Source organism: Phenylobacterium sp., assembly GCF_030645195.1.
Lineage (GTDB): Bacteria > Pseudomonadota > Alphaproteobacteria > Caulobacterales > Caulobacteraceae > Phenylobacterium.
This window is the reverse complement of record NZ_JAUSLW010000058.1, coordinates 1-22,513: the sequence shown is the minus strand read 5'-3', so window position 1 is coordinate 22,513 and position 22,513 is coordinate 1. Positions and strand designations below refer to the sequence as shown.

Sequence of the window (22,513 nt, the reverse complement as noted above, 5' to 3'; positions counted from 1 at the left end):
CGGTGTTCCCCGATCCCGACCGGCTGGACGTGACCCGGGCCAACGCCGACAAGCACATCGCCTTCGGCTACGGCCCCCACACCTGCATCGGCAAGCGGGTGGCCCAGCTGCAGCTGGAGGCGGTCTACCGCCAGATGCTGGGGCGGTTCCCGGATATCCACCAGTCGGGGCCCATGGACGTGGCGCCCAACAACTTCGTCTATGCGATCCGGAGCCTGCCGGTGGAGTTCACGCCGGAGGGGTAGGCGCTCTTCTCCTCGCCCCCTTTAGGGGGAGAGGATGGGTGAGGGGGCCTCCGCGCAGCGGAGGTCTTCCTGCGCCTCGCGGGCGTCGCGGCCGAAAGATTTGGAACCACGAACCACACGAACCTCACGAACGGTCGGCGGGACCAGAGGGCTCGCCAATTTCATACAGTGTCACCGTAATTCCCCTGATCTGTACTTAACGTGAGCCCGCAGCCTCACACATCCAGACGACAACTGCCTAGCGCCATCGCTGCTCGCGATCCGCCGTCCTTCTTCAGAATCCCGGCCCCTCGCCACACGTGTCGCGGAGAAAGAAGCAGCTGCTCTCTGCACCCAGACTATCGTTCCCTTGGGCACCTAGAAATCTGCTGCTCGGCAGTGAACCAACTTCAGCTCCTGGCGCCTCACGTCAGTGACGCCCATTAGCGACGGAGATCGTTGCGAGTTCGGCGAGTGATCGGCCTGCGATCGCTACGAGTTGCAGCGTGGCCGCTTCAATCTTCACAATGGAGGAACCGGGGGAGTCGAACGTGTCCAATAGGCGCAAGAATTCACTATCTGACGTTGAAGTCGCCATCATCAAGGCGCTGATCGCGGCGCGCAAACACTCCAACCAGGAGATCGCAGGGCTCATCAATCGCGCCCGTGGCGACGCCGCCAGCGACATCAGTTCCGGCCGAATCTCCAACATCAAGAACGGCCAAATCAAGAAGTACGCCGACATCGCGGCAGCCAGCCCGGCCGAGATTGAGGCCCTCATGGCGAAGGCCGCCGCGCCGATCGCGGTCGACGACGGACCTCTCAGCCCAGCGCGCCTCGCCCAACTGTTGCCGGCCAAACCCGGCGCCCCCGGCTCGCTGGCCATCACGGAGACCGACAGGGTCGAATGTAAGAAGTCGGTCAGCTTCGTGATGAAGACGATCGCGGCGTTCGCCAACAACAAGGGCGGTTACTTCGTGTTCGGTGTGGAGAACGCCACCTTCAACGTCGTGGGCCTGCCGGACGACAGATTCGAGAAATTCGACCTCAACAAGCTCAACCAGAACATCCGCGATCAGCTGGGCATTGGCCTAGAGATCCTGCTTGCTACGCACCGGATCGACGGCAAGAAGGTGGGCGTGGCCTACATCGGGCAGGCGCACACGAAGCCAGTCATCTTCATCCACAACGCCGACGGGGCGACTCAGGGCCATATCTACTACCGCTACCCGGGTGAGGACCGGCTGATCAGTTCAGCTGACCTGCAGCGGCTGATCGAACAGCGCCTGCAGCAGTTGTCGCAGACGATCCTGTCTAAGCACCTTGCGAACATCATGCGGTTCGGCATCGAGAACGCGGCGGTCATGAACCTCGCAACCGGCGAAATCGACGGCAAAGCGGGGTCCTTCCTGATCGATGAGGCGCTCCTGCCCCAGATCAGCTTCGTGAAGGACGGCGAGTTCGTAGAGCGGTCGGGTGCACCCACGCTCAAGCTGATTGGTGAAGTTGCTCCGACCAAGGCGACGGTCGTGGCCATTAGAGAGGCTCTGGAGGGCTACCCGCTGAGTTACATCGAACTCTTCCGCCGGGTGAAGAAGGCGACGGGGGCGAAACAGGGTGCGATCGATGCGATCATCAAGTCCAAGAAAATGAAGGCCAACAAGGCCTTCTCGCACTACGCTTTCCGCAACAATGCCGACCGCGTGCGTTACGAAGAGACTGGCGTTGTGAAGAGGGGCGCGGCGTCCAACTACAACGAGGCGGCGGTACGACTCCTCATAAAAGAGTTGGGCGGAAGCGTCGTGCTTTAGGGGCAAGGCGCGGTGGTTCGCCAGAACGTCGGCTTCGTGCCTCGAGGCCATTGTGTCCAGCTGGCACAAAGCCCACGATCGCGACTCCAGTTAAGCTGCATGAATGCTCCAGGTTCCTTCCGCGCAGGCTCAGGAAATCGTCGATCAGTACCGTTGGCTGATGGTCGAGGTCCGTCGACGGACGGACGTCCTCGATGACATTCTTGCGCGCAAGATTCCTCTGCCGCTCATGGTCGCCTGGGAACTGGCCCAGCTCCAGATCCGAAAGATCGCAGAGCTGATCGCGCTGGGCGCCCTCGTCGCCCATGGCGACGTGGCAGGGGTTCGCAACGCGAAGCTGAAGAAGGCCAGCCAAGCCGACTACATCCTGAATGCGCTGGAGCGGCTCAATCCGAAGTTCTACCCCCACCCGAAGATGCAGACGACGGGGCCAGATGGGGAGAGGATGGTGGTCGATATTACCCAGCCGTACCTCCGGAAAGTCGATCTGATTGCCGCGTACCGTGAGACTGGCGACGCGCTCCACAGGGGCTCGATCTCTAAGATCACGCAGCGGTGGGAGCCTGAACCAGATATGCAGGGAGTGAGCTCGTTCCTGTCGAAGACCAAGGTCCTATTGAGCGAACACTGGATCCAGCTGCAGGACCCGAGATACGTGCTCGTAGCCATAATGGTCGCGCAGGATGGTGAAACGCACACGACCATCATGGGCCTGGTCGAGTAGGCATCAGGCTTGCCGGCGTTTCGCAACGTCGCTGCTAGAGTTGAGCGGCGCCAGCGTCTGCTTTTGGAGCTGGTGCCAAGGTCCGGTCCTGGCGCATCAAGGACCTCAGCGGTTCGAACGCTCGTGACGGATCGACCTTCGGCGCCTCCGTGGCTCAGAGCCACTCGACCTTGGTGACCTCGTAGGCATTCAGGCCGCCGGGACTTCTCACCTCGACGACGTCGCCGCTCTCCTTGCCGATCATCGCGCGGGCGATGGGGGAGGTGATGGAGATGCGGCCCTGCTTCACGTCGGCCTCGTGCTCCCCCACGATCTGGTAGCGGGCCGGCTTCTCGGTATTCTGGTCGATGACGGAGACGGTGGCGCCGAACTTGATCCGGGTTCCGGACAGCTTGCTGACGTCGATGACCTGGGCGCGCGCCATCATGTCGCCGATCTGGACGATCTGTCCTTCGATCCACCCCTGCCGATCCTTGGCGGAATGGTACTCGGCGTTCTCCGTCAGGTCGCCGTGCAGGCGCGCCTCCCCGATCGCGACGGTGACGGCGGGCCGCTCGATGGTCTTGAGCCGCTTCAAGTCTTCGTCCAGGGCGCGAAAGCCCTGAACCGTCATAGGCACTTTATCCATGGCGATTGGTGACTCGGCTCGTTCTGGTGGAAATTGGGTGGACACGGACGGCAGGCGCAGACGTCCGCGGCGGGGTAGGATGGTGAGCCACGGCTTGAGCATGTCGTCGATGGCCGCTTCTAGTTAGCACGACTGCCGCCGGAATTCGGCCGCCGATGTCTCAGCCCGGACGTCTGCTCTGCGCATAGACGCCAACTTCCGCTCATGGCGCCCCTCGGACGACCCCAATGGCGCGGCGGTCAGCCCTGGGGCCGCCCGGCGGACGCCATGTACGCTTCGACCGGCTCCGGCCAGGGTTCGCCTCGGAGCCAGGCCGCGGCGCTATGGGTGTGGGCGATCAGGAGTTTTCGAGGCGGCGCGCGCGTCAGGCCGTGGCGATCGTCAATTCGATCGACATCACCTTGGATGAAATCCGTCAGGTTCTGGGTCACCAGCAGGTCGGCGTCACCGGCCAGGGCGGTTTCCAGGACGTGGCGGTCTTCTTCGTCGTCCAACGGAAGGACGCCCACGCCGCCGAGGGTCAGGGAGGGGCCGTCCTGGGCGAAGGCCGCGATGATGGCCATCAAGCGATCCGCGGCGGCCTGATCGCCCGTCAGACGCAGGATCACGGTGTTCAGCCGGAACAGCATGCCCCAGGAAATGACCAGGGCCACGGGTCCGCGCGGCGACTGGCCCAGGCGTATGGCCTGGACGAGGGATTGCGCGGCGGTGTCCCGCCGGCCGTACTTTTCAGCCAGGAAGGCGCCGACCCATACATTGAGATCGAGGCAAAGGCGCAGCACCCGCGAGCTCAGGGCCGGCGGCTGGTGAGCCGCACGGCCTCGGCCATGATCTCGTCTTCAGTTGGATCGGGGCCCAGCCGGGGCTCGGCCTTGGCCATCCCGGCCGGCACAACCGTCCGGTACTCGCGGTCCAGAAGCGCCCGGCTGACCGCCCATGACGCCGCCTGCACTTCGGTCTCTCCCAAGGCTTCGATCCGTCGAAGCGCGTCCCGCGCGCCGGAGGAGAGGCTGAGGTACCATCGCAGGGCGGCCGCGGTGATCTGGGACGTCTTGCGGTCCTCGAGTTTCGCGGTTTCCGCCATTCGCTGCGCGGTGAGTTGATCGACGTGACTCGAAAGCGTGGGCATCGCAACCTCCGTGTTTAGAATATATAGGTTCTATAGATATCTTGGCAATGTGCGATATCACCGTAATTCTGGCGCCGAGCGGACGAATTTTTGCTGGAGCCGTGGCGCCTAGCCCGAGATCAGCCAGCCAACGGGTAAGGTTGAAGCGTTTACGCCCACCAGGATCATCTGAGTTCCTTCGAGCTCAATGACCGTATCGGCTCCGACCTGACGCAGGACGTAGGGCGTGCCGGCTTGCTCGAACTTCACCCGATCGCCCTCCGCGACAGAGAAATCCAGCACCCGATCGACGCCGGCCCCGGCGAATGTATGAAAGATGTCCCGCCCTGTGCCGCCCGACAGGGTGTCGTCGCCCCGGTCGCCGGAGAGAAAATCAGCGCCCTCTCCCCCCTGAAGCTCATCGTTGTTCTGTCCCCCGCGGAGAAGATCGTCGCCGAACGAGCCGATCAGGGTGTCATCCCCCATATTGCCGAAGATGAGATCACCGGTACCGCCGAAGTTGTTCGGCCCGTCACCATATAGAAGATCGTTCCCCTGGCCGCCGACGACCCAGTCATATCCGTGCCCACCATAGAGGGTGTCATCGCCCATATTTCCGTGCATGTCGTCGAAGCCAGCTTCGCCCAATAGCCGGTCGTTGCCTGCGCCGCCGCGCTGAAAATCGTCCCAGACCGTTCCCGTAACGGTGTCGTTCCCGCCACCGGCGACAATGGAGCGGCCGGCGAGATCATCGTCGCCCTCGGTGATGGCGCCAGGCAGGTCCACCCGAACGCGGATCTGGGCCCAGCCTGGGGTGGTGTTCGGGCTCCACAGGGCGTTGATGAAGTAGAGGCCGGTGTAGGGCGCCACAAAACCCGACAAGTCCTGGACAGAGGACTGATAGCTCTGCGCCAGGCTCGCGCCGTTCTGGTCGTAAAGAACCAGCCCTCCAGGTCGCAAAGAGAGATTTTCGTTCAAGATCTCGATCTTGGATCCGGCCGATAGCTCAATCGCGAAGATGTCGCTCGCCCCGATATTGGACTGGGGGCGAAACGCAGCGCTCAGATCCCAAGGGCCGCTGACGTCGGGCGCCGGCTGCAGCCTTATCGCGGTCTCGCGAAGTGAGAGCGGCAGCGCCGTGGCGATGGTGATTGAGTAGCTCATTACGCGCCCCGAACTTGAATGCGCCACAACCTACACGAGCTTGGCCCGCTGACTAGGTTGTTCCCGGCTGGGTTACGGCTTGGTCGGAACAAGTCTGGACAAGATCGGCGCTGGGGCGGCAGCGCGCCAATGTCGACCGGCTGTGGCCAGGGGATTACGGTGAGGATTACGGTGCCGACCAGCGCTTTCGCAACACCAAGCTCAACAGCGTCAGAAGCGGCGTTGCCGTGACCCACGCATTGTAGGCCGCGATGTCATGTCCACGAGAGTTGGTTCTTCGGCAGCTTGCCGGTTGGGTCGTAGGCGGTGACCTTGTGGGGGAGGTCTGGACCCCAGCGCCAAAGCACGAGGTTCTGATCATCGACGGTCGCGCCGGTTGCGAAGCTCGGGACGAGGACGCCCGCGTATCCGTCAGCGCGTAGCCGGCGGACGACCGCCCATGACTCCGGCTCGCGACCGGCGATCAATGCGTCTCCCCAGGCACAGCTCAGGTCGGTCAGGGAGACGCCGAGGGCGGCCCTCTCGGCATCCGTTCGGAAGTCTGCGATGTCCTCGCAGTCGATATCATAACTGCACAGGACATAGGGGGTCAGCCTGTGTGCGAAGCCCCCCGAAACCTCGCGAAACACGGTGTGGTAGTTGAGCGACAGATAGAGCGTCTCAAGGCCCGGCCAGTTAAAGCGCCGGCCCTTGATCGCCGCGCCAGCGCCCGAGAGCGGCGTCCAGGACCAGTTCGGGTCGTGCGCGCGAAAGCACTCGCCCATGAACCTCAAGCGTAGCCGCCGGTCGCCAGATGGTCGACATAGTCGCGAACAGCGCCGGCCTGCCCCGACTTCACGAGAGCCTCGGCCGTTCGCCCGCCGAACGCCGGGATCGGTTCAGCCCTATACCAGGCCATCGCCTGGGCCGGCCCGCCGGCCCAACCTTGCACGAGGCTGATGATCTCCAGCATCTCGCGCACACGGCTTTGCGCCTTGGGACCGCCGCGGCGGCTCGCCTTCTGGAAAACTTCACGGGCCAGCCCGGCAGTCTCCGCCAGCTGCGCCTTGGACATCGCGAAGGCGTCGGCGACGTCATCAACCTTCACTGTCCCGCGCTCGTCCATCAGGCTGGCGATCGAGAGCCGGCCAGGACGCGAACGGGCGACCTTGCGCGCCAGCGGAAGCCCCGTCGGGGTCGCGGCCTTCTTCGTCGCCTGCGCCATGTGCCGCTCCATTGACCTCTAATCCGGTCAAAATACAGTCAAGTTCCGCCAGTTGCAAGCGTGACGCCCTTTGAGAACGGGCCAATGGAAGCCACGCCGCCCGGCAGGACGGGGGGACAAGAATGGTCGGGCGCGATCGGAATTTCACGGGGTGTCGGGAACACGGACAGCCGTACGCGCCGGGCGGCCTTGCCCAGCGCCGGGCGGGACCTCATCTTTCCGGCAGCACGGAGGAGGCAGGCCATGAGCGAGGCGGTCGGTCCTGGGGATCTGGTCATCTGCGTCAATGTCGCCCCGAACCATGCCACGGGCAGGCCGACGCCCCTGGTCGCGGGGGAGAGCTACCGCGTCTTCGCGGTCATGGAATTCGCCTGCCCCTGCGGACGTTCCGACGCCCTGCTGGACGTTGGGGTGGATTTCGCGTGGTGTCAGACGCGCTTCCGCCTCCTGCCCAAGCCCAAGGCCCAGACCCGGACGCGGCGGGTCTCGGCGCCCAAGGAAATGGAGCCCGTTGGCTGAACAGCCGGCTATGGATTCGGCGGGCCGTCGGCCTCGCGAGAGTCGGCTAAGGCGCGCGCGGGGTCTCCGCTGCGAGGCGATTCCGTGCGCCAAAGATCCTCCCCCAGCGCGCCAGCGCGATGTGGGGGAGGTGGCGCGGACCGGAGGTCCGTGCCGGAGGGGGATCGCCGTAGGCGACATCTTCGGCTGCAAACAAGAGTCAAAGTCCCCCTCAGTCAGCTTCGCTGACAGCTCCCCCAGAGGGGGAGCATCTTCTCACCCGGCCTCCACCGCGATCACCTTAACCCCCCGCAAAGCCGGAGACGCCATCGCGATCAGCGGCCCCAGCGCCAGGCCCGCGGCCGCGATGAACAGGGTCTCGCGGACCCCGATCAGGCCGCCGAGCGCGCCGCCGACCAGGGCGCCGATCAGCATGGTTCCGCCGCTGGCGGCCTGGAAGGCGCCGGCGGCGCGGCCCAGGGTGTCCTGGGGCAGGACGGTCTGGCGCAGGGAGGACGACAGGACACCGTAGGCGACGCCGGTGGAATCCCCCAGCAGCTGGGAGACGATCAGCATCGCCATGCCGGCGACGGGGGCGGCTGGGGAGAGCGGGATCAGCAGGGCGGAGGCCGCCGAGGCCAGGCCCAGGGCCAGGATGGCGGGGCCGGCCCCCAGGCGTCGGGCGAGGGGGGCGGCCAGGCCGGCTCCGGCCAGGGCCCCGATCCCGCCGCAGGCCACGGTGAGGCCCAGCATGGCGGGGCTGAGGCCCAGGGTGCGCAAAGCAAAGACCAGGTAGAGGGCCGCGAAGCCGCCGCCGAACAGGCCGTTGCACAGGGCGACCATCAGCAGGGGGCGCACCCGGGGCTCGGCCCAGGCGGCGCGGAAGCCCTGGGTCAGGTCGCGGGCCCAGTGCTGGGGCGGGGCGGGCTCCGGGTCGGGCTCGACCTTGGCGATGCCGGAGAGGAAGAGGGCCGAGACCAGGTAGGTGGCGGCGTTGACGGCGATGGCGAAGGGGGCGCTCAGCCATTGGAACAGGACGCCCGCCAGGGCCGGCCCCCCCATCTCGGCGACGGACTCGGTGGCCGAGAGCTTGGAGTTGCCGTCCACCAGGCGCGCAGGGCCAATCAGACCGGGGAGATAGGCGTGGTCGGCCATGTCGAAGAGCACGCTGGCGCCCCCCACCAGGACGGCGGCGGCGAAGACCTGCCAGAGGCTCAGCAGGTGAAACCAGGCGGCGATGGGGAGGGTGATCAGCACCCCGGCGCGGACCAGGTCGGCGCCGATCAGGATCGGGCGTCGGTGGCGGCGATCGACGAAGCCGCCGCCGGCCAGGCCCACCAGGACGGCCGGGCCATAGGAGAGGGCGGCCAGCACGCCGAGGACGGCGGGGCCGGCGCCCAGGGCCAGGATCGCCGTCATCGGCAGACCCTCGCGGGTGATGCGGGCGCCGAAGCTGGAGACGGCCTGGGCCGCCCACAGCTTCATGAAGTCGGGCTCGCCGGTGAGGGCGCCGGGGTTGCGGGGCATGGCGGGTGGAGGAGGCTCGGCCGCGTGGGGCCGTGATCCCGCGGGGTGACGCGGGCGCTGGGGCGAGCGCGATATTTGTAAGCCGCCTCGATCGCTTGCCTGACGCCAGGGTGGCCGGGGCGTGTGGCCAGGTCAAGCTTGGGATAGCCGGTTCAGGGTCCAGACTCCGCTCCTCCCGGCGAAGGCCGGGATGAGCGGAGTGGGCGGGCCCGTCTCACCCCAGCAGGGTCTCGATCACCCGGGCCACGCCGTCCTCCTCGTTGGTGTGGGTGGTCTCGCGGGCGGCGGCGAGGACGTGCGGGTGGGCGTTGGCGACGGCGACGCCCCGGCCGGCCAGGGTGAGCATGGGGATGTCGTTGGGCATGTCGCCGAAGGCGATGATCTCGTGGGCCTCGATCCCCAGGTCCTGGCCCAGGTGAAGCAGGCCGCTGGCCTTGGAGACCCCGAGCGCCCCGAACTCCACGAAGGGGGCGCCGGAATGGGTGACGGCGACTCGGTCGCCGGCCAGGGCCGCGATCAGGGCGTGCAGGTCGTCGATCCCGTGGGCCGGGTGGTGGACCAGGATCTTGATGAGGTCCTCGTCGCAGAGGGTGTGGACGGGGTCGACCCGGGGCTCGTGGTGGTGAACAAAGCCGTCGAACATGGCGGTGGGGAAGGCGTCCTCGCGGCCCACCTTGTGGCCGTGCTCGGTGGCGAAGCTGAAGTGGGGATCGGACCGGCGCAGCTCGCCGATCAGCTCCAGGGCGACGGCCGTGGGCAGGGTCTCCTGGCGCATGACCCGGTCCTCCGCCACGTCATAGAGCAGGGCGCCGTTGGAGCAGACGGCCAGGCCGGTGATCCCCAGGTCGTGGGCGATGGCGTGCAGGTCCCGCGGCGGCCGGGCGGTGACGAAGACCACGGGCAGGCCGGCCTCGCGGGCGTTCCCCAGGGCCTTGCGGGTGCGTTCGGAAATGGAGCCGTCCCGGCGCAGCAGGGTGCCGTCGAGGTCAGTGGCGATGAGGCGGATCATGACCGAGTTTCGGCGCGGGGCCGGAGTCGGTCAAGCCGGGCGAGGCGTCGCCCTGGGTCGCCCCCACCACAGGGTCGAGCTGATCTCGAAGGTCACCTCGCCGCCCCGGGCGTGGGGGGCGACGACGGCCCGCAGATCGGCGTCGAAGGCCGGGGCGAGGGGCCCCATCTTGGCCCGCGACCAGGTGGCCCGAGAGTGCTCGGCCTCGATGAGGTCGTCCACCGACTGGGTCATCGGGGCGGTGAAGGTCTCGGTGGCGGTGACGTCGAACCAGGGCTGGTGGCCGGTGAGGCGGGCCTGGTGGCCTCCGCCGTTCCACTGGCCGCCCAGCTTGCCGACCCAGGCCTTGATTACCTCCTGCCAGGCCGCGATCCAGGGCGCCTGGGCCGGGCCGTCGCCGCCGAGGATGGCCATGACGCCGTCCGGGGCGATGGCGGCGGCCAGGCGGGGGAAGAGGCGCGGGGCGTCCATCCAGTGGATGCTGGCGCCGGCGGCGACGAGGTCGATGGCCGCCGGCAGGGGGACCTGCTCGGCGAAGGCCTCCGTCCAGGCGATGTTGGGATTGGCGCCGGCGTCCAGGTCGCGGGCCAGGCGCAGCATGGCGGCGGAGGGGTCGACGGCGAGAACCTCGGCGAAGTGGGGCGCGAGGGTGCGGGTCAGCTTGCCCGGACCGCAGCCGAGGTCGAGCAGCCGCCCTCGACCCGAGGTGAGTTGCAGAAGGCGGTCGAAGAGGGCGGGGGGATAGGGGGTGCGATGGACATAGGCGGCGACGACCCCCTCGTCCTCGAATTCCGCGCCGGTGTTGTCGGCTGCTGCTGCTGCGGCCATCTGCGCCTCCCCTGGCTTGGGTGTGACATTGGGGCGGTGAGCAAGCTTCGCAAGCCCCATCCTCCCCGTCATCCCGGGCGACCGTAGGGAGACCCGGGACCCAGGGGGATTGAATGCGGCCCCTGGGTCCCGGCTCTCCGCTGCGCTGCGGCCGGGATGACGGGGATGGGAAAGTGCCGATAAGCTCCCCCCATGTGCGACACCCTGGTAGCCCTGGCCTCCGAAACCCCGCGCGGGGCGTTGCTGTTGGCCAAGAACAGCGACCGGGAGCGCAACGAGGCCCAGGTGCTGGAGATGCAGCCTCGGCGGCGGGGTCTTGGGGACCTGAAGCTGACCTACATCACGATCCCGGAGGTCGCGCAGACCCACGCCACCCTGATCAGCCGGCCCTGCTGGATGTGGGGGGCGGAGATGGGGGCCAATGAGCACGGGGTGGTGATCGGCAACGAGGCGCTGCACGCGCGGGTTCCGGCCCAGCGTCGGCGGGCGCTCACCGGCATGGACCTGGTGCGGCTGGGGCTGGAGCGGGGGGCGAGCGCGGCCCAGGCGCTGGCGGTGATCATCGCCCTGCTGGAGCGGCACGGCCAGGGGGGCGATTGCGGCCACCTGGGGCGGTTCTACTATCACAACGGCTTCATCATCGCCGACCGCCACGAGGCCTATGTGCTGGAGACGGTGGGCCGCGACTGGGTGGTGGAGACCGTCGCCGGGCGCCGGGCGCTCTCCAACGCCTACTCGATCGGGGCGGGCTGGTCGGACATCAGCCCGGGCCTGGCGGCGCAGGGGCGGGGACGGTTCGACGTGGCCGCCCAGCTGATCGACGAGGCCCGCGACGCGGTCAGCTTCGGGCGCGGGCGGTGCGCGCGGGGCCAGGAGCTGCTGGCCCGGGCCGACGACGCCCTGACGCCGGCCGCCATGCGGGCCATCCTGCGCGACCATGGGGAGGCGGCCGACTGGAGTCCCGCCAACACCGTGGGGCGGACCATCTGCATGCACGCCGCCCAGGGCCCCCGCCGCAGCCAGTCGGTGGCCTCCATGGTCTCGGAGGTGGGCGCCGAGCGGGCGGTGCACTGGGTGACGGCGACCTCGGCGCCCTGCACCAGCCTGTTCAAGCCGGTGCTGTTCGAGGCCGGCCCGCCGCCGGTGGGCCCGGCGCCGGGCGACACCTACGATGGCGAGAGCCTGTGGTGGCGGCACGAGCGGCTGCACCGGGCGCTGCTGGCCGACCATGCGGCGGGGATGGCCCTGATCGCGGCGGAGCGGGACGCCCTGGAGGCGCGGTTCCAGGCGCGGATCGACGCGGCCGATGACCTGAAGGCCGCTGTCGCCGACTGCTGGCGCGAGGCGGGGCAGGCCGAGGCGCGGTGGGCGGCGGCCTTGCGGCCCGCCTCTCTGGGAGGCTCCCCTTACGGCCGCAGCTGGGGACGGCTCAATCAGGTGGCGGGGCTGCCGCGGACGTGATCTCGTGCGGCCAGGAGGGACCCCACCATGAACGCCGACTTCGGAGACAACCGCCCCGACCTTTCGGCCTACTGGATGCCGTTCACCGCCAACCGGCAGTTCAAGGCCGACCCGCGGCTGCTGAGTCAGGCCAGCGGCATGTACTACCGCACGCCGGAGGGGCAGGCGGTGCTGGACGGGACCTCGGGCCTGTGGTGCGTCAACGCCGGCCATGGGCGGGCCGAGATCGCCGACGCCGTCCACCGCCAGCTGATGACGCTGGACTACGCGCCCTCCTTCCAGATGGGCCACCCGATCGCGTTCGAGTTCGCCCAGGCCCTGACCGCCCTGGCGCCGCCGGGGATGGACCGGGTGTTCTTCACCAATTCCGGATCGGAGTCGGTCGACACGGCGCTGAAGATGGCCATGGCCTATCATCGGGCCCGCGGGGAGGGGCAGAGGACCCGGCTGGTGGGCCGGGAGAAGGGCTATCACGGGGTGGGGTTCGGCGGGATCTCCGTGGGCGGGCTGGTGAACAACCGCCGCACCTTCGTGACCCTGCCGGCCGACCATCTGCCGCACACCTACGACCTGGCGCGCAACGCCTTTTCGCGCGGCCTGCCGGCGCACGGGGCGGAGCTGGCCGACGAGCTGGAGCGCATCGTCGCCCTGCATGGGGCCGAGACCATCGCCGCGGTGATCGTCGAGCCGGTGGCCGGCTCGGCCGGGGTGCTGCCGCCGCCGGTGGGGTATCTGCAGCGGCTGCGGGCGATCTGCGACCGGCACGGCATCCTGCTGATCTTCGACGAGGTGATCACCGGGTTCGGGCGGGTCGGCGCGCCCTTCGCGGCCCAGGCCTTCGGGGTGACGCCGGACATCATGACCACGGCCAAGGGCCTGACCAACGGCGTCCTGCCCATGGGGGCGGTGTTCGCCAGCCGGGCGGTGCATGACGCGGTGGTGGCGGGGCCGCAGGGCGCCATCGAGTTCTTCCACGGCTACACCTCTTCCGGCCCTCCGGTGGCCTGCGCCGCGGGCCTGACGGTGCTGGAGATCTATGCCCGCGAGGACCTTTTCGCCCGCACGGCGCAGGTCGCGCCGCTGTGGGAGGCCGCGATCCACGGGCTGGCGTCCGCGCCCCACGTCATCGACATCCGCAATATCGGCCTGATGGCGGCCATCGAGCTTGCCCCCCGCGACGGGGCGCCGGGCGCGCGGGGCTATGAGGTGCTGGGCCGGGCCCTGAAGGCCGGCCTGCTGGTGCGGGCGACGGCCGACACCATCGCGCTCTCGCCGCCGCTGATCATCAGCGAGGCGGAGATCGGCCAGCTGGCGGAGATCCTGGGCGGGGTGCTGGCCGGGATCGACTGAGGACGGCTATAGAGGACGACCCTTCCGGAGAGCCCCATGCCGCACACCCTGCTGATCTCCCACCCGATGCTCGGCCCCATGCAGGCGGGGCTGGAGGCGCAGGGCTATCGCGTGCTGCGGCGCTGGGAGATGGGGGAGGGGGACGCGGCCGCCGTGGAGGCCATCGTCCATGCCGGCGAGATCGTGCTGGCGCCAGAGTTCCTGCAGAGCCTGCCTCGCCTGAAGCTGATCGCCAATGTCAGCGTCGGCTATGACGGGGTGGACGTGCCCTGGTGCCGGGCGCGGGGGATCGAGGTCACCCACGCCGACGGACTGAACGCCGAGGACGTGGCCGACCATGCGCTGGGCCTGCTGATCGGCGCCTGGCGCAACATCGTGGCCGGGGACCAGATGGTCCGGGCCGGGCGCTGGAACAACGCCGACCGCATGGGGCCGCGCCCCGGACTGAAGGGCCGCAAGGTGGGGATCATGGGGCTGGGCCATATCGGCGCAGCCGTCGCCCGGCGGGCAGAGGCCTTCGGCATGGTGGTGAGCTGGTGGGGGCCGAACCCCAAGCCGGACGCCGCCTGGCCTCGGGCGCAGAGCCTGCTGGCCCTGGCGGAGGGCAGCGACATCCTGGTGGTGGCCTGCCGGGCCGACGCCGCCAACCGCCAGGCGGTGAACGCGCAGGTCATCGAGGCGGTGGGACCGCGCGGCATGATCGTCAATGTCGCCCGGGGCTCCATCGTCGACGAGGACGCCCTGATCGCCGCCCTCAAGGACGGCCGGCTGGGCCGCGCGGCCCTGGACGTGTTCGCCCAGGAGCCGACCCCGGCCGAGCGCTGGGAGGGCGTGCCCGGCACGGTGCTGACGCCGCACAGCGCGGGCGGAACGGTGGACTCCCTGCCCTCGATGATCGGCCAGACCTTCGAGAACCTGCGCCGCCATTTCGCCGGCGAGGCGTTGCTGAGCCCGGTTTCGGCCTAGAGCCCTTTCCGATCTGATTGCATCAATCAGATCGGATAAAAAGGGCTCTAATTCAAAAGTTTAGAGCATTTTTCGATCCGATAACCGTTTCACACTTATCGGAAAATGCTCTAGGGAGGGTCAGAAGATCATGGCCAAAGTGCTTGGAATTGGTGGGGTTTTCTTCAAGGCCTCAGACCCGGCTGCCCTGGCCGCCTGGTATGACCGGGTGCTGGGGTTTGGCGGCGGCGACTGGTCCGGCGCCATGTGGCCGCACGGGGATCGCGGCTACACCCTCTGGTCGCCGTTCAAGGCCGACACCACATATTTCGCGCCCTCGACCTCGCCGTTCATGATCAATTTCATCGTCGATGATCTGGATGGGGTGTTGGCGCGAGCCGCCGCCGAGGGCGTCCTCCCCACCGGCCGGGACGACGCCGATGCCAACGGGCGCTTCGCCTGGCTGATGGATCCGGCGGGCCTGAAGATCGAGCTCTGGGAGCCGGCGGAGACCCTTCCCGAGACTTGACATAAAGACATAAAGATATCTTTATGTGCTCATGAGTCTCTCGGCGATCCAGGCTGTGGAAGTGTTGCGCGCGGCGGGCGAGCCGACACGCCTGCGCATCCTCGCCCTGCTGTCCCACGAGGAGCTGGCCGTGCTGGAGCTCTGCAAGGTTCTGGACCAGAGCCAGCCGCGAGTCTCCCGCCATCTGAAACTGCTGGCCGAGGCCGGGCTGGTGGAGCGGTTCCCCGACGGGGCCTGGGTGTTCTACCGGCTGGTGGCCGGCGGCCTGGCGCGGCGTCTGGCCGACGAGACCCTGGCCAGCGTCGATCCCGCCGACCCGATCCTGCTGCGCGACGCCGAGCGGCTGCAGGCCGTGCGCGCCGAGCGCTCGGCCGAGGCTGGCGAGTACTTCGCCCGCAACGCCGCCCGCTGGGACGAGATCCGCTCGCTCTATGTCTCCGAGACCGCCGTCGAGGCCGCGGTGCTGAAGGTCGCCGGCCCCGGCCCCTTCAAGCGGCTGGTGGACCTGGGCAGCGGCACCGGCCGCATGCTGACCCTGCTCGGCCCCCACGCCGAGGCCGCCGTGGGTCTGGATCTCTCCCAGCAGATGCTGAACATCGCCCGTCGCCACGTGGCCGACGCCGGCCTGGAGCGCTGCGAACTGCGCCACGGCGACATCTTCGGCACCCGCCTGCCGGGGAAGAGCGCCGACCTGGTGGTGGTCCACCAGGTGCTGCACTATCTGGGGGATCCCGCCGCGGCGGTGCGCGAGGCCGCCCGCCTGGTGGCCGAGGGCGGCCGGCTGATCATCGTCGACTTCGCCCCCCACACGCTCGAGTTCCTGCGCGAGCAGCATCAGCACCGCCGCCTGGGTTTCGCCGAGGCCGAGATGGAGCGCTGGCTGAACGAGGCGGGCCTGACCAAGGTCCGCGCCTCCGCCCTGCCGCCCGCCCGGGGCGAGGGGCTCACCGTCAAGATCTGGACCGCCGAGCGCGTCCGCCAAGCTGAGAGGACCGCCGCATGAGCCCGCTAGAGACCGCGCTGGGTCCCATCGCCCGCGCCGGGGCGGGCCTGGCCAAGCGGCCCTCCGTCTCCTTCGAGTTCTCGCCGCCCAAGACGCCGGAGGCCGAGGAGAGCCTGTGGGAGGCGATCCGCCGGCTGGAGCCGCTGAACCCGTCCTTCGTCTCGGTGACCTATGGGGCCGGCGGCTCGACCCGGGACCGCACCCACCGGACCGTGGTGCGGATCCTCAACGAGACTGGCCTGAAGCCCGCGGCCCACCTGACCTGCGTGGAGGCCAGCCGCGAGGAGGTGGACGAGGTGGTGCAGGGCTACTGGGACGCCGGCATCCGACACATCGTCGCCATCCGCGGCGACCCGCCCGGCAAGATCGGCGGGGTCTATGTCCCCCGCGCCGACGGCTACGCCAACGCCACCGAGCTGACCGCCGGCATCAAGGCGATCGGCGACTTCGAGGTCAGCGTCAGCGTCTATCCGCAGGGCTATCCCGGCAACACGATCGAGCGCGACATCGACGTCCTGAAGGCCAAGATCGACGCCGGGGCGACCCGCGCGATCTCGCAGTTCTTCTACGACATCGACGGCTATCTGCGGTTCATGGACAAGGTGCGGGCGGCCGGGATCACCATCCCGATCTCGCCGGGGATCATGCCGGTGAGCAGCTTCAAGGGCCTGAAGAAGATGGCCGGGCCGGTGGGGATCACGCTTCCCGACTGGCTGGGCAACTTGTTCGAAGGTCTGGATGACGACCCGGAGACGCGAAAACTGATTTCGGCCTCGGTCGCGGCAGAAATGTGCGCCCGTTTGACTGAAGAAGGCTATTCCGACTTCCAGTTCTATACCTTGAACAGACCCGACCTTGTTTACGCGATCTGTCGCGTGCTGGGGATCCGGGAAGAGCCGAAGGAGATCGCCGCATGAGCGCGCGCTCGGAACGTATTGAGAAACTGAAGCAAATCTCGCGCGAGCGGGTGCTGATCCTGGACGGCTCCTGGGGGGTCATGTTCCAGAAGCGGGGGCTGGACGAGGCCGATTACCGGGGCGAGCGGTTCAAGGATCATCCCGGCCAGCTGAAGGGCAACAACGACATCCTGTGCCTGACCCGGCCGGATATCGTCGGCGACCTGCACGACCAGTACTACGCCGCCGGCGCCGACATCAGCGAGACCAACACCTTCTCGGCCACCACCATCGCCCAGGCCGACTACCAGCTGGAGAGCGCGGTCCGCGACATCAATTTCGAGGGCGCGCGCATCGCCCGGGCCCGGGCCGACGCCTGGACCGCCAAGGAGCCGCACAAGCCGCGCTTCGTGGCGGGCTCCGTGGGGCCGCTCAACAAGATGCTGTCGATGTCCTCGGACGTGAACGATCCGGGTGCGCGGCTGGTGACCTTCGACGAGGTCTATCAGGCCTATCGCGAACAGATGATCGCCCTGCACGAGGGCGGGGTGGACCTGTTCCTGATCGAGACCATCACCGACACGCTGAACTGCAAGGCCGCCATCAAGGCGATCCTGGACATGGAGGACGAGGGCTACGAGCCCCTGCCGATCTGGATCTCCGGGACCATCACCGACCGCTCGGGCCGGACGCTCTCGGGCCAGACGGTGGAGGCCTTCTGGAACTCGGTGAAGCACGCCAAGCCCTTCGCTATCGGCCTGAACTGCGCGCTGGGCGCCGACCTGATGCGGCCCCACATCGCCGAGCTTTCCCGCGTGGCCGACACCCTGGTGAGCGCCTATCCCAACGCCGGCCTGCCCAACGCCTTCGGGGAGTACGACGAGGAGGCCCACCAGACCGCCCACGAGCTGCACGAGTGGGCGGCGCGCGGCCTGGTGAACATCATCGGCGGCTGCTGCGGCACCACCCCCGACCACATTCGCCACGTGGCCGAGGCCGTGAAGGGTGTTAAGCCCCGGCAAATCCCGCAACGCCCGAAGGCCATGCGCCTGGCGGGCCTGGAGCCTTTTGAACTCGCCTGATGCGCCCTATCTTCATAAATGTCGGCGAGCGGACCAATGTCACCGGCTCGGCCAAGTTCCGTAAACTCGTCGCCGAGGGGGACTATCCCGCCGCGCTTAGCGTCGCCCGCCAGCAGGTGGACGCCGGCGCCTCGGTGATCGACGTCAACATGGACGAGGGGCTGCTGGACAGCGTCGCGGCCATGCGAACCTTTCTCAATTTGATCGCCGCCGAGCCGGACATCGCCCGCGTGCCGATCATGATCGATAGCTCCAAGTGGGAGGTGATCGAGGCGGGGCTGAAGTGCGTCCAGGGCAAGGGGATCGTGAACTCGATCTCCATGAAGGAGGGCGAGGACAAGTTCCGCGAACAGGCCAAGGCCTGCCTGCGCTATGGCGCGGCGGTGGTGGTGATGGCCTTCGACGAGCAGGGCCAGGCCGATACCTGCGCCCGCAAGGTGGAGATCTGCACCCGGGCCTACCGCATCCTGGTGGACGAGGTGGGGTTCCCGGCCGAGGACATCATCTTCGACCCCAACATCTTCGCGGTGGCCACGGGGATCGACGAGCACAACAACTACGCCGTCGACTTCATCGAGGCGACGCGGATCATCAAGCAGACCCTGCCGCTGGCCCGGGTGTCGGGCGGGGTGTCGAACGTGTCGTTCAGCTTCCGCGGCAACGAGCCGGTGCGGCGCGCCATTCACGGGGTGTTCCTCTATCACGCCATCGCCGCGGGCATGGACATGGGCATCGTCAACGCCGGCGACCTGCCGGTCTATGACGACATTCCCGAGGAGCTGCGCGAGGCCGTGGAGGACGTGATCCTCAACCGGCCGCAGCGGACCAACATCTCCAACACCGAGCGGCTGGTGGAACTGGCGCCCAAGTACAAGGGCGGCAAGTCCGAGGCCAAGGGGCCCGACCTGGCCTGGCGCGAGCTGCCGGTGGCCAAGCGCCTGGCCCACGCCCTGGTCCACGGCCTGACCGACTATATCGAGGCCGACACCGAGGAGGTGCGCCTTACCGTGGCCCGCCCGCTGCACGTCATCGAAGGTCCGCTGATGGACGGGATGAACGTGGTGGGGGACCTGTTCGGCTCGGGAAAGATGTTCCTGCCGCAGGTGGTGAAGTCGGCCCGGGTGATGAAGCAGGCGGTGGCCTATCTGATGCCCTTCATGGAGGCCGAGAAGGAGGGCAAGCCGCGCGAGAACGCCGGCAAGATCCTGATGGCCACCGTCAAGGGCGACGTCCACGACATCGGCAAGAACATCGTCGGCGTGGTCCTGCAGTGCAACAATTACGAGGTCATCGACCTGGGGGTCATGGTGGCCTGCGACCGCATCCTGGACGAGGCCATCGCCCAGAAGGTGGACATCGTCGGGCTCTCAGGCCTGATCACGCCCAGCCTGGACGAGATGGTCTATGTCGCCTCCGAGATGGAGCGGCGCGGGTTCACGATCCCGCTGCTGATCGGCGGGGCCACCACCTCAAAGACCCACACCGCGGTGAAGATCGAGCCCGGCTATCAGGGGGGCTCCACCACCTATGTGCTGGACGCCAGCCGCGCCGTCGGCGTGGTCTCGGGCCTGCTGTCGAAGGACGAGCGCGAGCGCATCCAGGCCGAGACCCGGGCCGACTACGCCAAGGTTCGCGAGCAGTTCGCCCGTGGCAACACCAACCGGGCCCGCGCCAGCCTGGCCGACGCCCGGGCCAACCGTTTCAAGGTTTCGGAATGGCAGGCCACGCCCCCCAGCTTCCTGGGGACGCGCACCTTCAACGCCTATGACCTGGGGGACCTGGCCCAGCACATCGACTGGACGCCGTTCTTCGCCAGCTGGGAGCTGGTGGGCCACTATCCTCAGATCCTGGAGGACGACGTGGTGGGCAAGGCCGCCGCCGACCTCTTCAAGGACGCCCAGGCGATGCTGAAGAAGATCGTGGCGGAGAAGTGGTTCGAGGCCCGTGGGGTGGTGGGCTTCTGGCCGGCCAATTCCGACGGCGACGACGTGGTGGTCTGGACCGACGAGACGCGGACCACCGAACTCACCCGCCTGCACAGCCTGCGCCAGCAGATGTCCAAGGGGGAGGGCGGCCGGGCCAATGTGGCGCTGGCCGACTTCGTGGCGCCCCTCGGCCAGCGCGACTGGATCGGCGGCTTCGCCGTCACCGCCGGCCACGGCGAGCCGGCCATCGCCAAGGCCTTCAAGGACAAGGGCGACGACTATTCGGCCATCCTGGCCGCGGCCCTGGCCGACCGCCTGGCCGAGGCCTTCGCCGAGGCCATGCACCGCAAGGTGCGCACCGAGCTGTGGGGCTACGCGCCGGACGAGCCCTTCGATATCGAGGCCCTGATCGGCGAGAAATACCGCGGCATCCGTCCGGCCGCCGGCTATCCGGCCCAGCCCGACCACACCGAGAAGGCCGAGCTGTTCCGCATCCTGGACGCGCCCGCCCAGACCGGCATGGCGCTCACCGAGAGCTTCGCCATGACCCCGCCGGCCAGCGTGTCGGGGCTCTATTTCGCCCACCCCGAGGCCCACTATTTCGGCGTCGGGCGGATCGAGAAGGACCAGGTGGAGGACTATGCCCGCCGCAAGGGCTGGGATCTGGCGACCGCCGAACGCTGGCTGGCCCCGATCCTGAACTATGAGCGGGGGAAGTAGGGGGCGCCAGCACCCGGCAGATGCTCCCCCTCTGGGGGAGCTCCCGGCCGGAGGCCGGGTGAGGGGGACTGGAATGCGTTTTTCGTGCGGTTCGATCGGCCGCTGAGGGAGTCAAAGTCCCCCTCAGTCAGCCTTCGGCTGCCAGCTCCCCCAGAGGGGGAGCATCTTGGCGACGTGTGCGTGTGAGATAGCCCAGCCTGAATGGCGAGGAAGGAGAGGGGACCAGATGACCGCCTTCCACGAACCCGCCCGCCTGGCCAGCATCTACGCCGCCCAAGCCCGCGCCGAGGCGCTGTTCGCCGCCATCGAGGCGCAGGGCCTGGTGCGCGCGGGCGTGTTGGAGAGCGAGCTTTCCGACGAGATCCATGCGCTCGCCGCCGAGCAGTTCGGGGTGAGCGCCCACTGGCACAAGAAGATCGTGCGGACCGGCGCCAACACCGTGGCCACCTTCCACGACCCGACCCCGGACCTGACCATCGCGGCCGACGACATCGCGTTCCTCGACTTCGGCCCAGTGTTCGACGACTGGGAGGCCGACTATGGGCGGACCTTCGTCCTGGGGGACGACCCGGTGAAGCTGGCCCTGCGCCGCGACCTGGCCGTGGTGCGGGACGAGCTGCGGGGCGTCTACGAGGCCGATCCCGACATCACCGGGGCGGAACTCTACGCGCAGGCCCACGCGGCGGCGGCGCGGCGGGGCTGGAAATTCGGCGGCCAGATCGCCGGCCACCTGGTGGGGGAGTTCCCGCATACGGCGTTTCCGGGCGAGCGCTCGGTGTCGCTGGTGGCGCCGGGCAACGACCTGCGGATGCGCGAGCCCGACGCCGACGGGCGCGTACGCTACTGGATCCTCGAGGTCCACCTGGTGGAGCCGCAGGGGCGGTTCGGGGCGTTCAGCGAGGAGCTGCTGAGCCGGTAGGGACGTGGGCACGTCCGATCTGCCGACGAACCATAGACCTCGCGCGATCCAAGCCTTCAAGTCGCCGGGTGGAGTCTGGTGTCCAAGGCGAAGGGCTCCTGAAGGACCACCTCATAGCCGCCGCTCGCCTTCGTCGCGACGAACACGACGTTCCAGCTATGGACCGATACGGCGCTTGGGATGATCGTAAAGGCGCGCCCGCTCAAGAGGTCGTCGCCAAACCTCTGTTGACCAGCGCTCGGGACGCCGGGGCGCAGCCAATTTGGATTGGGAACGTCGTCCGGAAAAACGACCCCAATGGAGCCGGGGTCTTTGATGCGAAAGGCGGTCAGGATGTGTGGAACCGTGTCCAGAGTCTTGAAGCCCTTGTGCACCGCCACTTCAAGAATTGCGGTCGACGGGTCGAGGGCGCTGTAGACCGCCCGAACGCCCTTGCTGTTCCAGCGGCCGCCAAAAAGATATCCGCCTTCGCCACTATCCCAGGTCCCGGCAAAGCGAGCCTCATCAAGCCGCCAGGCGACAAGTTCCGAGGCGCCCAGGGGCAGCGGCGTCACGCGTAGACGCCGTACTCAAGACGTCCAAGGTGCTCCTCGACCGCCTCGACGCCCGCGGCCGTGGAGAGCAGGTCGAGCGGCTTGCGCTGGTTCAGGCCCATGGCGGGTCGCTGTAGCCACTGCTCGGCCTCTTCCTGCGACCCGAACACAGCCGTCGCCTTGGCAAGCACCTCAGCGAACTTCCAGGCTCGTCCGCTCTGCTCGGTGTTCAGGGGGCGATGTAGCTCTTCGCGCCGACGTTGGAGCGTGCGCTGGCTCATGCCGACAGCCTTCTCGAACTGATCGGATGAGCGGAGCAGTCGAACGTGATCGACGAGGTGGGTCAGCGCCCGCGCGGGCAGGCCAGCCTGAATCAAGTCGTGCGCCTCAAGCGGACCCTCCACGTCGCGACGCAAGATTTTTGG

At 68.0% G+C, this 22,513-nt stretch carries 24 protein-coding genes; 13 read left to right on the top strand and 11 right to left on the bottom strand.

Annotation, left to right across the window (positions count from 1 at the left end; translation table 11 throughout):
* From Q7T09_RS04965 to Q7T09_RS04955, 3 genes are all read left to right on the top strand, one after another.
* On the top strand, nt 1-245 hold a 245-nt coding region (locus Q7T09_RS04965; protein ID WP_304698124.1), incomplete at its 5' end, for a cytochrome P450.
* Nucleotides 246-775: 530 nt separating this feature from the next.
* Complete coding sequence (locus Q7T09_RS04960; RefSeq protein WP_304698121.1) at nt 776-2,035, top strand: helix-turn-helix domain-containing protein; 1,260 nt, start codon at nt 776-778, stop codon at nt 2,033-2,035.
* 103 nt (nt 2,036-2,138) lie between these two features.
* Nucleotides 2,139-2,759, top strand: a complete 621-nt coding sequence (locus Q7T09_RS04955; RefSeq protein ID WP_304698119.1) for a hypothetical protein — start codon at nt 2,139-2,141, stop codon at nt 2,757-2,759.
* 154 nt (nt 2,760-2,913) lie between these two features.
* Here the strand turns inward: Q7T09_RS04955 and greA are convergent, their stop codons facing one another.
* The 6 genes from greA to Q7T09_RS04925 form a co-directional block, all read right to left on the bottom strand.
* Nucleotides 2,914-3,387 carry a transcription elongation factor GreA gene (gene greA / locus Q7T09_RS04950; protein ID WP_304698117.1) on the bottom strand — a complete coding sequence of 158 codons (474 nt, stop codon included), beginning with the start codon at nt 3,385-3,387 and terminating at the stop codon, nt 2,914-2,916.
* Between the two features lie 239 nt (nt 3,388-3,626).
* On the bottom strand, nt 3,627-4,169 hold the full coding sequence (locus Q7T09_RS04945) for a PIN domain-containing protein (protein WP_304698116.1): 543 nt from the start codon (nt 4,167-4,169) through the stop codon (nt 3,627-3,629).
* An 8-nt stretch (nt 4,170-4,177) separates the two neighbouring features.
* Nucleotides 4,178-4,516 (bottom strand): hypothetical protein, encoded by a 339-nt coding sequence (locus tag Q7T09_RS04940; RefSeq protein ID WP_304698115.1) that lies wholly within the window; start codon nt 4,514-4,516, stop codon nt 4,178-4,180.
* A 108-nt stretch (nt 4,517-4,624) separates the two neighbouring features.
* Nucleotides 4,625-5,659: a calcium-binding protein gene (locus Q7T09_RS04935; protein ID WP_304698114.1), complete on the bottom strand. Its 1,035-nt coding sequence runs from the start codon at nt 5,657-5,659 to the stop codon at nt 4,625-4,627.
* Between the two features lie 254 nt (nt 5,660-5,913).
* Nucleotides 5,914-6,423, bottom strand: a complete 510-nt coding sequence (locus tag Q7T09_RS04930; protein WP_304698113.1) for an RES family NAD+ phosphorylase — start codon at nt 6,421-6,423, stop codon at nt 5,914-5,916.
* Nucleotides 6,424-6,428: 5 nt separating this feature from the next.
* The gene (locus Q7T09_RS04925) at nt 6,429-6,863 is read right to left on the bottom strand and encodes an antitoxin Xre/MbcA/ParS toxin-binding domain-containing protein (RefSeq protein ID WP_304698112.1); all 435 of its coding nucleotides are present in this window, start codon (nt 6,861-6,863) and stop codon (nt 6,429-6,431) included.
* Between the two features lie 243 nt (nt 6,864-7,106).
* Between Q7T09_RS04925 and Q7T09_RS04920 the strand changes: the two genes are divergently transcribed.
* Nucleotides 7,107-7,382 (top strand): hypothetical protein, encoded by a 276-nt coding sequence (locus tag Q7T09_RS04920; RefSeq protein ID WP_304698111.1) that lies wholly within the window; start codon nt 7,107-7,109, stop codon nt 7,380-7,382.
* A 255-nt stretch (nt 7,383-7,637) separates the two neighbouring features.
* Here the strand turns inward: Q7T09_RS04920 and Q7T09_RS04915 are convergent, their stop codons facing one another.
* The 3 genes from Q7T09_RS04915 to Q7T09_RS04905 all read right to left on the bottom strand — a co-directional run bounded on the left by Q7T09_RS04915 (nt 7,638) and on the right by Q7T09_RS04905 (nt 10,725).
* On the bottom strand, nt 7,638-8,888 hold the full coding sequence (locus Q7T09_RS04915) for an MFS transporter (protein ID WP_304698109.1): 1,251 nt from the start codon (nt 8,886-8,888) through the stop codon (nt 7,638-7,640).
* Between the two features lie 214 nt (nt 8,889-9,102).
* Nucleotides 9,103-9,897: an HAD family hydrolase gene (locus tag Q7T09_RS04910; RefSeq protein ID WP_304698108.1), complete on the bottom strand. Its 795-nt coding sequence runs from the start codon at nt 9,895-9,897 to the stop codon at nt 9,103-9,105.
* Between the two features lie 30 nt (nt 9,898-9,927).
* On the bottom strand, nt 9,928-10,725 hold the full coding sequence (locus tag Q7T09_RS04905) for a trans-aconitate 2-methyltransferase (protein ID WP_304698106.1): 798 nt from the start codon (nt 10,723-10,725) through the stop codon (nt 9,928-9,930).
* A gap of 192 nt (nt 10,726-10,917) precedes the next feature.
* Between Q7T09_RS04905 and Q7T09_RS04900 the strand changes: the two genes are divergently transcribed.
* The 9 genes from Q7T09_RS04900 (at nt 10,918) to Q7T09_RS04860 (ending at nt 21,555) form a co-directional block, all read left to right on the top strand.
* Complete coding sequence (locus tag Q7T09_RS04900; RefSeq protein ID WP_304698104.1) at nt 10,918-12,186, top strand: hypothetical protein; 1,269 nt, start codon at nt 10,918-10,920, stop codon at nt 12,184-12,186.
* Between the two features lie 27 nt (nt 12,187-12,213).
* On the top strand, nt 12,214-13,536 hold the full coding sequence (locus tag Q7T09_RS04895; protein WP_304698102.1) for an aspartate aminotransferase family protein: 1,323 nt from the start codon (nt 12,214-12,216) through the stop codon (nt 13,534-13,536).
* Nucleotides 13,537-13,572: 36 nt separating this feature from the next.
* Nucleotides 13,573-14,502: a 2-hydroxyacid dehydrogenase gene (locus Q7T09_RS04890; RefSeq protein ID WP_304698100.1), complete on the top strand. Its 930-nt coding sequence runs from the start codon at nt 13,573-13,575 to the stop codon at nt 14,500-14,502.
* A 130-nt stretch (nt 14,503-14,632) separates the two neighbouring features.
* Nucleotides 14,633-15,010, top strand: coding sequence for a VOC family protein (locus tag Q7T09_RS04885; protein ID WP_304698098.1), 378 nt, complete (start codon nt 14,633-14,635; stop codon nt 15,008-15,010).
* A gap of 31 nt (nt 15,011-15,041) precedes the next feature.
* On the top strand, nt 15,042-16,013 hold the full coding sequence (locus Q7T09_RS04880) for a metalloregulator ArsR/SmtB family transcription factor (protein ID WP_304698127.1): 972 nt from the start codon (nt 15,042-15,044) through the stop codon (nt 16,011-16,013).
* The gene (gene metF, locus Q7T09_RS04875; RefSeq protein WP_304698096.1) at nt 16,010-16,930 is read left to right on the top strand and encodes a methylenetetrahydrofolate reductase [NAD(P)H]; all 921 of its coding nucleotides are present in this window, start codon (nt 16,010-16,012) and stop codon (nt 16,928-16,930) included. The genes Q7T09_RS04880 and metF overlap by 4 nt, the downstream gene beginning before the upstream one ends.
* Nucleotides 16,927-17,991 (top strand): homocysteine S-methyltransferase family protein, encoded by a 1,065-nt coding sequence (locus Q7T09_RS04870; protein WP_304698094.1) that lies wholly within the window; start codon nt 16,927-16,929, stop codon nt 17,989-17,991. Before metF ends, Q7T09_RS04870 begins: the two co-directional genes overlap by 4 nt.
* Nucleotides 17,991-20,636 carry a methionine synthase gene (gene metH, locus Q7T09_RS04865; RefSeq protein WP_304698092.1) on the top strand — a complete coding sequence of 882 codons (2,646 nt, stop codon included), beginning with the start codon at nt 17,991-17,993 and terminating at the stop codon, nt 20,634-20,636. Before Q7T09_RS04870 ends, metH begins: the two co-directional genes overlap by 1 nt.
* A 226-nt stretch (nt 20,637-20,862) precedes the next feature.
* On the top strand, nt 20,863-21,555 hold the full coding sequence (locus tag Q7T09_RS04860; protein ID WP_304698090.1) for a M24 family metallopeptidase: 693 nt from the start codon (nt 20,863-20,865) through the stop codon (nt 21,553-21,555).
* A 56-nt stretch (nt 21,556-21,611) separates the two neighbouring features.
* On the opposite strand, the gene Q7T09_RS04855 is transcribed toward Q7T09_RS04860, so the two are convergent.
* Nucleotides 21,612-22,109, bottom strand: coding sequence for an RES family NAD+ phosphorylase (locus Q7T09_RS04855; protein WP_304698088.1), 498 nt, complete (start codon nt 22,107-22,109; stop codon nt 21,612-21,614).
* Nucleotides 22,106-22,513, bottom strand: a 408-nt coding sequence (locus tag Q7T09_RS04850; protein ID WP_304698086.1) for an antitoxin Xre/MbcA/ParS toxin-binding domain-containing protein, incomplete at its 5' end; no start/stop codon positions are given. The genes Q7T09_RS04855 and Q7T09_RS04850, both read right to left, overlap by 4 nt.

Bases quoted from the DNA above. Each gene is read 5' to 3' on its own strand.
- Q7T09_RS04940 (WP_304698115.1), bottom strand. From the start codon at position 4,516: ATGCCCACGCTTTCGAGTCACGTCGATCAACTCACCGCGCAGCGAATG.
- metH (WP_304698092.1), top strand. From the start codon at position 17,991: ATGCGCCCTATCTTCATAAATGTCGGCGAGCGGACCAATGTCACCGGC.
- Q7T09_RS04935 (WP_304698114.1), bottom strand. From the start codon at position 5,659: ATGAGCTACTCAATCACCATCGCCACGGCGCTGCCGCTCTCACTTCGC.
- metF (WP_304698096.1), top strand. From the start codon at position 16,010: ATGAGCCCGCTAGAGACCGCGCTGGGTCCCATCGCCCGCGCCGGGGCG.
- Q7T09_RS04885 (WP_304698098.1), top strand. From the start codon at position 14,633: ATGGCCAAAGTGCTTGGAATTGGTGGGGTTTTCTTCAAGGCCTCAGAC.
- Q7T09_RS04955 (WP_304698119.1), top strand. From the start codon at position 2,139: ATGCTCCAGGTTCCTTCCGCGCAGGCTCAGGAAATCGTCGATCAGTAC.
- Q7T09_RS04920 (WP_304698111.1), top strand. From the start codon at position 7,107: ATGAGCGAGGCGGTCGGTCCTGGGGATCTGGTCATCTGCGTCAATGTC.
- Q7T09_RS04925 (WP_304698112.1), bottom strand. From the start codon at position 6,863: ATGGCGCAGGCGACGAAGAAGGCCGCGACCCCGACGGGGCTTCCGCTG.
- Q7T09_RS04900 (WP_304698104.1), top strand. From the start codon at position 10,918: ATGTGCGACACCCTGGTAGCCCTGGCCTCCGAAACCCCGCGCGGGGCG.
- greA (WP_304698117.1), bottom strand. From the start codon at position 3,387: ATGGATAAAGTGCCTATGACGGTTCAGGGCTTTCGCGCCCTGGACGAA.
- Q7T09_RS04890 (WP_304698100.1), top strand. From the start codon at position 13,573: ATGCCGCACACCCTGCTGATCTCCCACCCGATGCTCGGCCCCATGCAG.
- Q7T09_RS04930 (WP_304698113.1), bottom strand. From the start codon at position 6,423: ATGGGCGAGTGCTTTCGCGCGCACGACCCGAACTGGTCCTGGACGCCG.
- Q7T09_RS04860 (WP_304698090.1), top strand. From the start codon at position 20,863: ATGACCGCCTTCCACGAACCCGCCCGCCTGGCCAGCATCTACGCCGCC.
- Q7T09_RS04915 (WP_304698109.1), bottom strand. From the start codon at position 8,888: ATGCCCCGCAACCCCGGCGCCCTCACCGGCGAGCCCGACTTCATGAAG.
- Q7T09_RS04895 (WP_304698102.1), top strand. From the start codon at position 12,214: ATGAACGCCGACTTCGGAGACAACCGCCCCGACCTTTCGGCCTACTGG.
- Q7T09_RS04880 (WP_304698127.1), top strand. From the start codon at position 15,042: ATGAGTCTCTCGGCGATCCAGGCTGTGGAAGTGTTGCGCGCGGCGGGC.
- Q7T09_RS04910 (WP_304698108.1), bottom strand. From the start codon at position 9,897: ATGATCCGCCTCATCGCCACTGACCTCGACGGCACCCTGCTGCGCCGG.
- Q7T09_RS04870 (WP_304698094.1), top strand. From the start codon at position 16,927: ATGAGCGCGCGCTCGGAACGTATTGAGAAACTGAAGCAAATCTCGCGC.
- Q7T09_RS04905 (WP_304698106.1), bottom strand. From the start codon at position 10,725: ATGGCCGCAGCAGCAGCAGCCGACAACACCGGCGCGGAATTCGAGGAC.